This window comes from Croceivirga sp. JEA036 (assembly GCF_011882165.1).
GTDB lineage: Bacteria > Bacteroidota > Bacteroidia > Flavobacteriales > Flavobacteriaceae > Croceivirga.
Map to the genome: position 1 here is coordinate 43,339 of NZ_JAATON010000009.1, position 8,216 is coordinate 51,554.

The 8,216-nt window shown below is 36.7% G+C and carries 10 protein-coding genes; 3 read left to right on the forward strand and 7 right to left on the reverse strand.

Annotation, left to right across the window (positions count from 1 at the left end; genetic code table 11):
* Positions 1 to 369 precede the first annotated feature (369 nt).
* Genes HCO57_RS16165 through HCO57_RS16185 form a run of 5 tightly spaced genes read right to left on the reverse strand, consistent with a single transcriptional unit; the run spans position 370 to position 2,824 of the window.
* Positions 370 to 582 (reverse strand): helix-turn-helix domain-containing protein, encoded by a 213-nt coding sequence (locus HCO57_RS16165; RefSeq protein WP_136951912.1) that lies wholly within the window; start codon positions 580 to 582, stop codon positions 370 to 372.
* A gap of 30 nt (positions 583 to 612) precedes the next feature.
* The gene (locus HCO57_RS16170) at positions 613 to 1,554 is read right to left on the reverse strand and encodes a lytic transglycosylase domain-containing protein (RefSeq protein ID WP_167989884.1); all 942 of its coding nucleotides are present in this window, start codon (positions 1,552 to 1,554) and stop codon (positions 613 to 615) included.
* Positions 1,460 to 1,795, reverse strand: a complete 336-nt coding sequence (locus HCO57_RS16175; protein WP_167989885.1) for a hypothetical protein — start codon at positions 1,793 to 1,795, stop codon at positions 1,460 to 1,462. The genes HCO57_RS16170 and HCO57_RS16175 overlap by 95 nt, the downstream gene beginning before the upstream one ends.
* 9 nt (positions 1,796 to 1,804) lie before the next feature.
* A complete protein-coding gene (locus tag HCO57_RS16180) occupies positions 1,805 to 2,131 on the reverse strand; it encodes a hypothetical protein (protein WP_167989886.1) in 327 nt (108 codons plus the stop codon).
* Positions 2,132 to 2,134: 3 nt separating this feature from the next.
* The gene (locus HCO57_RS16185) at positions 2,135 to 2,824 is read right to left on the reverse strand and encodes a ParA family protein (RefSeq protein ID WP_167989887.1); all 690 of its coding nucleotides are present in this window, start codon (positions 2,822 to 2,824) and stop codon (positions 2,135 to 2,137) included.
* A gap of 303 nt (positions 2,825 to 3,127) precedes the next feature.
* On the opposite strand from HCO57_RS16185, the gene mobC reads away from it, so the two are divergent.
* Genes mobC through HCO57_RS16200 form a run of 3 tightly spaced genes read left to right on the forward strand, consistent with a single transcriptional unit; the run spans position 3,128 to position 6,750 of the window.
* On the forward strand, positions 3,128 to 3,520 hold the full coding sequence (mobC, locus tag HCO57_RS16190; protein WP_209066186.1) for a plasmid mobilization relaxosome protein MobC: 393 nt from the start codon (positions 3,128 to 3,130) through the stop codon (positions 3,518 to 3,520).
* The gene (locus HCO57_RS16195) at positions 3,517 to 6,555 is read left to right on the forward strand and encodes a relaxase/mobilization nuclease domain-containing protein (protein ID WP_167989889.1); all 3,039 of its coding nucleotides are present in this window, start codon (positions 3,517 to 3,519) and stop codon (positions 6,553 to 6,555) included. The genes mobC and HCO57_RS16195 overlap by 4 nt, the downstream gene beginning before the upstream one ends.
* Before the next feature lie 54 nt (positions 6,556 to 6,609).
* Positions 6,610 to 6,750 carry a hypothetical protein gene (locus HCO57_RS16200; RefSeq protein WP_167989890.1) on the forward strand — a complete coding sequence of 47 codons (141 nt, stop codon included), beginning with the start codon at positions 6,610 to 6,612 and terminating at the stop codon, positions 6,748 to 6,750.
* A gap of 9 nt (positions 6,751 to 6,759) precedes the next feature.
* Here the strand turns inward: HCO57_RS16200 and HCO57_RS16205 are convergent, their stop codons facing one another.
* Together HCO57_RS16205 and HCO57_RS16210 are read right to left on the reverse strand one after the other, a co-directional pair.
* Positions 6,760 to 7,206, reverse strand: coding sequence for a helix-turn-helix domain-containing protein (locus tag HCO57_RS16205; protein ID WP_136951919.1), 447 nt, complete (start codon positions 7,204 to 7,206; stop codon positions 6,760 to 6,762).
* 13 nt (positions 7,207 to 7,219) lie between these two features.
* Positions 7,220 to 8,216 (reverse strand): TraM recognition domain-containing protein (locus HCO57_RS16210; protein ID WP_167989891.1); only part of this gene is annotated, 997 nt, incomplete at its 5' end.

An 8,216-nucleotide genomic window follows, 5' to 3' on the forward strand; every position in this document is an offset into this window, starting at 1 on the left:
GTGTCGCTTTTGATGGTTAACGCCCTGCCCAAGTGTCGCAATTCGTGTTAACGCCCTGCTCAAGTGTCGCAATTCGTGTTAACGCCCTGCCCAAGTGTCGCAATTCGCGTTAACGCCCTGCTCAAGTGTCGCACAGGATAAAATAAACACATTTTAACATGTTGAAAAACAAATACTTAGATGCAACGCCCTGCCGAAGTGTCGACCTTATACTTATATAACTTAAAATTACTACGTAATTTCTCGCATCTTATATGGTCTTTTAAAAGTCATGATTTTCACAAAAAAATCACGCCTTACAAAGGGAAATAAAATATTTGTTTTCGAAATATGGGGCTTACTATAGAAAACATCTATTATCAGCTTTTTTTATTTAAAATCGTAGCCATCGATAATTTCGTTTAAATCGATACCGGCTTTACTTAAAAACTTTAAATAGGCAAGAAAGGTTGTGCCCAGAACCCTGCCCGATTCGACCTTACTTATAGTGCCTTGATCAACGCCTAGTTTTTTCGCAACATCGGATTGTTGTAATCCAAGTTTTTTTCTTGCATCCGAAAAAACATTATCCTTCTTTGCCATTTATGCTGATTGCTGGGGATAAATATACTATTATAAACTATAATAGATTGTGCCTGAAGGCACCTGCTCTCCGATAATGTGAGGATTAAGAAATGCAAATACTTCTTTTTTTACTCCCTCTTGAAGTATGGATTTACGGACTGTTTGTGTTGTTTTATGAATGCTCATTTTTTGCGGGCTTAACTTGAGCTTCATTGGTTGAATACCGTGGTATTCATAAAAATTAAAAATGTATTGAACCGCTAAAAAAGAAGGAACATAGGTTTTGGTTTCTTTAGGAAGAAATTCCTGCAGCTGCCAAAATGTTTTTTTACCTGTTTTCTTTATTAATTTTAAAAGCCTACCCTCTCCATAATTATAAGCGGTAAGTACCAGTTCCCAATCTTTGAATTTTTTATATAAATATAAGAGATACCTACAAGCGGCATCGGTAGAAGCGATAGGGTCATAAAAAAGTGAAACATTATCAGCATGGTATAATCCATATTGTACGCCAGTATTCGGCATGAATTGCCAAAGTCCCATAGCTCCAACCTTACTTTTAGCCCTAGGATTCATGGCCGATTCAATTACAGCCAAATATTTAAGCTCTTCTGGAAGTCCGTATTTACGTAGTTTTTTCTCAAAAAAATAAAAGTAAAAATCCGCTTTACCCATAGTATAGGGCAGGGAAGAAAAGCCCAGGTATCTTTTGACTTGCTTAGCTACAGAAAGGTTTTTTCGGATTTTAATGGTGTTTATGGAATTTATAGTTTCCAAACGTTGGAAATATAATTCTTTTTCCGATTGAGAAACTTTTTGCCCAGGATCAAAACCCTTAAAATCATTTTTATCTTGTTGGCCATTTAAACAAAAGCAGCACAACAAAAAAAAAGTGCTAATCCTCCAACAGCTTTCGAATCTTGTCATCGATGATATCATCATTGTTATTTTCTCCAAAATCAAGAAAATCATTTTCTGTTTTTTCTTCATAAGGCGATGCTATCTCGAAAGATGATATTTCATTATCTATTTTGTCGGCAGCGGCCATTTCAAAAATATTAGTTTCCATTTCTAATTCTTCTAAAACGGATTTACTTTCGTTACCATCGAAATTGCTTTCACTTTTTTGTGTTGGCTTTTTTTTTATCCAATACTTGGTGACCACTAGGTATACCCCTATGCACATAATTACATAGGCTAACATGATGATGATTATCCTTTCCTGGCTCATGATGCACGATTATTTCAATCCCATTTTTTTAAGACCTTTAGCTATAAACTCATCCACAAGCGAACTATTGCTTATTTTGGTATCTCCTTTCAATTTTTGTTCCAGAACGTATCTTTTGAGCACATCCATAGATTCTTTACTGACATAGAAATGTTCCCTTACTTTCTCTACAGCAGCTGCATTAGTTTTAGGTTTATTTGCTATTTTTTTATTCCCTTTGCTTTTTTGTTCAGGTTTCTCCTTTTTGGTTTGTTTTTCATCGTTAAACATTACACTATCCAAAGCGTTTTGAGTCAGGTCGGCTGATGTGTCGAAGTCAAATTCTTTTTTAGCCATATCTTATGCCAATTGTTTTAAAAATTCGTTAGCGAAGCTTATATAGCCTCTATCGTGTTCTTTTTCTTCTGTTTTATAGTCCAATGGAGTTATAAAACTTCTTTGTTCTGGATATCTAACTCTTTTTAATATTACACTTTGGTAATGTTCGATATCGTGTTTTTCTTTTAGATGCTCTCGTATATCTTCCATTTTATGAAGTATCTGTTTCTCTACTCGGAAGGTTATGGTTTTAATGTTTTTTTCGGGATAACGTTTTTTTATGGTTTTAATAAGTTCCACCGCTTTTCTTATTTCTTCTTCATCTCTGGAGTAGGGCACCACCATGTGGTCCAAGTGTTTTATAATGGGACCAACTTCATCTAAGGCACGTTGGCCAATGTCAATGAAAAGAATATCAAATTTTCCCGAGGCTTTGAATTTTTCTATTAGTGTAGGAACGTCTTTAGAAAATGCTTTGAAGACCTTAATATCGGATTTAGGTTTTTCTTTTTGGGAAAGTTCTTGCTGGTTATTTATTGCATTTTTTTCTTGCTCTTTTACATAAATAGAATAGGTACTCCATTGATGGTTATCGCAATCAATAAGCGCTATTTTTTTTTCATAATACGCATTTAAAAATGATGAAAGCAAAATGGTATTTGTGGTTTTTCCCACCCCCCCTTTGTTGTTGAATATCATTGCCGTTTTCATTCCCTGCTTTTTTGTTGTGACTTTGTGCTTTTGTTATAGTGTGTCTTTGTGACAGTGTTCTATGGTGCTATTGTGACGTTGTGTTATTGTGTTACTAAGGTATCAATTAATTCTTTAAGGGTATAGTAGTGAAGTTCTATTTTATCTCTTAGGGTTCTTATGTGTAACTATTTTCTTATATTCGTAAATGGTGACTACGCCTTGGCGTAGTTTGCAAGGTGGATAAAAGTAATACTTTTATTAATTTATCACAGATAATCGATTTTGAAACACAAGACCATAAAAAACGTTGGCCGTCCAAAAATGGACGACAACAAGAAATGCAAACGCATATCCTTTACCTGTTCACCTGAACTTTTTGAACAGATAAAAGAGCGTTCTGAAACTTATTTTGGAGGTAAAACCACAAAGTATATTGTCCATAAATTAAGTCAAGACCACAACTCTCAAGCTTTAAATAGTCCTTCTAGAATACGGAATAACCCGGTTGAATTTGACCGTATAGAACTCTATAAGTTAATTAAAGAAGTAAATAAAATTGGAACCAATATCAACCAGATTGCACATAAAACCAATCTGGGTTTTAGGCGTGACCAAGCCTTAAAAGAAGCCCTGGATATTACCCAAGAAAAACTGGACCATACTGTTTCAACCATTAACCAATTGTTGCAGCTTAACAATCCCAATTTCAAATGATAGCTCAAATTTCACATACATCAAATACGAATGGCATTGTGACCTATCATACTAAAAAAATAGAAGAAGGAGTTGCTGAAATAATCTCAGAACGGTATGTAAATACCAGTACCAAATCCAATATTACCGCCTCTATTAATAGCTACAATGTTTTTTCAAAAACCGAACGTCCTACCGTTCATATTAGTATTAATTTTCCTGTAGGGGATAGAGGTGTGTTAAGCCAAGAAATGTATGTGGAAATAGGGGAGCGTTATCTTAAGGAGTTAGGTTATGGTGAGCAACCCTATGTAATGGTCAAGCATATGGACCAAGCCCACCCGCACATTCATATCGTAACTACAAAAGTTACTGATAACGGTAAGACTATAGCTACCTGGGGAGAGCGGTACCGTTCTCAGAACATATCAAGAAAGATTGAACTTGATTACAATCTTACACAGGTTTCTAGTATAAAAAATAGTCCGGCTCAGCGTCAAGAGGTCTATGAGCAAAAGGACTATAAAAACCTGCTAAGGAACAGTGTCAAAGAGGCGCTTTCCCTCAGGCCGAAACGTTATGAGGATTTAGAGCTTTTACTACGTGAACGCTATGGTATAGCGATTTACCGTACAAAGCAGAATGGAATAGGATTTGCTGCTTTAGGTAATGAGCATGAGCGTTATATAAACGGGTTCGGAACCAAGGGGGTTGCAGGTTCCAATTTGGATAAGGCCTATTCTGGAAAGGCCATAAGGGATACCCTTTCCAAAAACTTTAAAGAAGCGCCTAAGCGTTACCGCAACCTTAAGGCGACCGAGGACATACTGGTGGAAAAACTAGCCTATTTCGATTCCATCAGCAGCCTTGACTTTAAGCATATATTCGAACCGTTGGGAAAAGAGCTGCAGGGAGAGGAAAAGTTTATCGTAGTGGACACCAAGGGGAAAAACGTATTTTCTGAGCGTGATTTAAAGCAAGTTGATTTTAAAAAAATTCAACGTACTACTCAACTAAAGCATCCTGTTGAAAGCGGTCTGTTTAAAGTTATAGCGGATGAAACTTTTCGGGTATATAAAAGCAGTACCTCTAGAGCACTTAAAACTTCAAAATTTATATCAGAAATAGCCACAAAGGAGGGACTTTTAAAACACCTGCAGGAATCTAGTACGCTAAAGATTTTTGAACCTTTACTTAGTGAATCACAACTGAAAGGACTCCGTAGTTTTGTTGAGGAGTATTTAGGGGTGTTGAAATCAGAACTGCCAGATATTATTTCCAAGGAAGATTTCTACCAGAATAAGGAAGTAGCCTTATTACATGATTTTGCTAAATCCAATGGATTAAACCCTCAAGATTTATTATCCTTATTTCGACTAAATACCTTTCATAAGCAATATGTTCACACCAAGGCAGAACAGAGCGTATTATCCCTAATTGAAAGAACGCTGAATCATATCTCAGGAGAGGACAATCCAAAGAAGAACGACAGGGTAGGGGCTACCACCTTATTTGATGTGCAACGGTTTATATCCTTGTCCAATCTTGTTCCCGAACAACGGGAGTATATGGAGAAGGAGCTTGTTGGTAAATATCTATCCCGAGTATCCAATGAGTTAAAGCGAGAGGTAATAGACCCAAAATCATTAGTAGCGGCTTACAATAAAAAAGGTTTTATGTTATCCCTTGAAACCTCTGGTAATAAGAACATTATTAAAGCAAGAATGATGGATATGGGTAGCGAGCATGTTGTAAAGGGATTGGGGAGTTTTCTAGACAAGCAGCATTTGAAGCAGCAGCAGTTACCAGAGCGTATGGACGATATTCGTTTTAACCATGCGATGGATACCGGTTCCTATGGATGGGCTTATAGCATGATTAGGGATAATATGGTAAGCCCTGGGATACTATCCGAATTCAAGGGCCATAAAGCATTCGAACCGTTTAAACAAGAAGAGGCTAATAAGGAGCTCATTGGCAAGCTATTGTACGAATATAAGTTGGAGGGCGGTTATCGATATACTTCTGACCTAAAGGAATATCTTATCGGGGATAAGGAAGATTTCAAAGCCTACCTTAAGGAAAAGGAACAGGTATTGCCGGAAGCCTTCGTGGATGATTTTTTAAAAGGGTATACCTCACAGGAATCACTCAATGAGTCGATACGCTCGGAACGGGAGCGTTTTGCCAATACCCTTAAACTAGCCGAGGGATTTGCAAATCCGAATATGGCAGCACTTTTAGGGATACGTTTCGATTTGAGCGGAAGGGCAATGGACCTTCATGGAAAGTATACGGCGGATACCACCCTTACGGGCAGACAACAGGTACTTTTGGTGAACCTGCAGAAACAACTCTATTTCGAATACTATTCCAATAGCTTCCAACAGGTTACCCATTCTTTATATGGAGACAAACGGGAACTTATGGATATCGGTTACGACAAGCTTATGGCGTTCGAATTATTCAAGGACCATATTCCCGAAAAGCACAGGGAACGATACCAAGTCAGTTTCGAAAGACCTTATATCGAGCATTTCGTGGAGAAACTGGCTACATTACCAGGGAATCCCTTACAGAAAATTGATTATCTTAACAGTAAAGGAATCCGGGCTGTTGACACCAAGGAGGGAGTACAATTTAAGCTAGGGGGAACTGATAAATTATATTTGCTTAGTTCGAATCACGGAATTGATAATCCTAGCTTAGGAAGTCAGGTATTAACTATGAGGGAGCATGGTTTTACTCAACAAGGTAGTGCTCGTAGCGAACAATACCGTTTTGTCATTGCTATGGAAAAAGGAAATTATAATGAGGCGGCATGGTTATTGTTGACCAATAAAGCGAAAGCCTCTGTTTCTGAATTAGAGCCTATGGCGAATAAAAAACTACAGGAAGAATTAAGTAAATTAAGTGATAAGGGCTTTAAGATGGATGATGTGTTCCAGAGCACCGCTAGATTATTAAAGGATGATATTGGTGGTGATGGACATTATTCTGGTAAGAAAAGCAAAGGAAAGCGAAAAGGCCCAAAACATGGCCCAAGAATCGGATAATGGTTGTTTGTCCCTTTCTTTTGTGAGAACAAACAACAATTAAATTCTAGTATTATGAGAAATGTAGAAATAGTGCCAAAGGACAAAAGAAACGAGTTAAGAACCGTTAAGGTTCCAACTACCCAGAAAAAGAAAAAGAAAGGTTTTCTTTCTCACTTCTTAGGATACTTCTTGTTTTTTAGTCTTTTTGATTAGACCAGAACCTTACGAGGTTATCTGTTTTTTGAAGCGTTCAATAGCCGTATTCGTTTCTTCTTGGATGGCTTTAATATCCTGATTGAGTTGATTAAATGCGTTATCTACATTGGAACGATTTAATATAAACTCAGATTGGTGATTCTTTTTTGGTATAAGTAGATTGTCCTTGCTAATTATCCATAAGGGATTATATCCCATTAGGGTAAAAAAATGAATGATTTTAAATACTACCCTAAAGGAGGTTCCAGCTCTATTATTTTCTAAAGAATTAAAAGCAGCGGCGGACATGCCTAAAGCTTCCGCAAACATTTTTTGGTCGTAAAGGTCTTCTTTTGTTTCCTTTTGTAATTCTCTTCTTATCATTTTGAGCCTTTCCGGAATATATCCGAAATCTTCGTTTTCCATTTGCTTTAGGAATATTGCCCCTTTACCTTCATTTGTCTGGTCGTACATGCTCGCAAAGATATTAAAAAGGCACTTCTGTTAAATCATCAACTTGGAAGTCATTAAGATTGAATAAATCCCCATCGATGGATTCTCCAGTTACTTCTTTGTATTCTTTTTTTATCCAAGTTTCTACCTCATTGTACATGCGTTCTAAATGAGCAGAAAGAAACTGATGTTTCTCATTTTCAATAATGACAGTTTCTAAGCGGTCTGAAAAATACTCCGCCAAGAACTTTTGTTGCGCAAATTTGGAATTATCTTTTATACCTTTTTTACTTTGTTTACCTTTTATACCTTTTTCATGTTGTTCCTTATCTTGTATCTTAGTATTCTGTTGTTGAATAGCGTTATTCTTTTTAATCAAATAATTTAAGTCTTCTTTAGAGAGTCTTAGAAAGCGAATGTAAAAGTTAACACTCTTAGAGATAAAGACCATATCGCCCTTATCTAGTGCATCGATAAAATCTACGAAGAATCCAGTACGCATCATTTCTTTCCAGTGCTCTTTAAAGAGCTCCTGTGCTTCATTGTTCCAAAAATCATGAATCAATGGCATGTTTTTTTGTTTTTTGGTATTGTGGCAATGGTGTTTTTTAAATTTACCCCAGAAGCGTTTTTGTTCAATAGGGTCTTCTAAGGTATCTGCTACCACTCCACAGAACTCTCCTTGTGAGAAATTACTAATGCGGTCTATTGGAATTAATTCGTTCATGAAAAAACTATGGCTTAGAGTTTGTCCTCCTTCAAGGTTTTGATTTAAGCCTGTCTTTTTCTGATTGGTTCGACCAATTCGTTTACTTACTTCGGTTGCTGTTTTAACCCCACTCATCCCGCAGATAATAGTACCTTGAATACCAATAATACTATTGGCTTCAGCTCTAGGGTATTTTTTTTCTAATTGTTCCATACCTTGAATGCCTGCAACTAGGGCACAAAGGTTTTCACGACCACTTTCTAGATAATCTACTAATCCACCATAATAAAATGAACTAAGCTCATCCAATATAGCCGCAAAA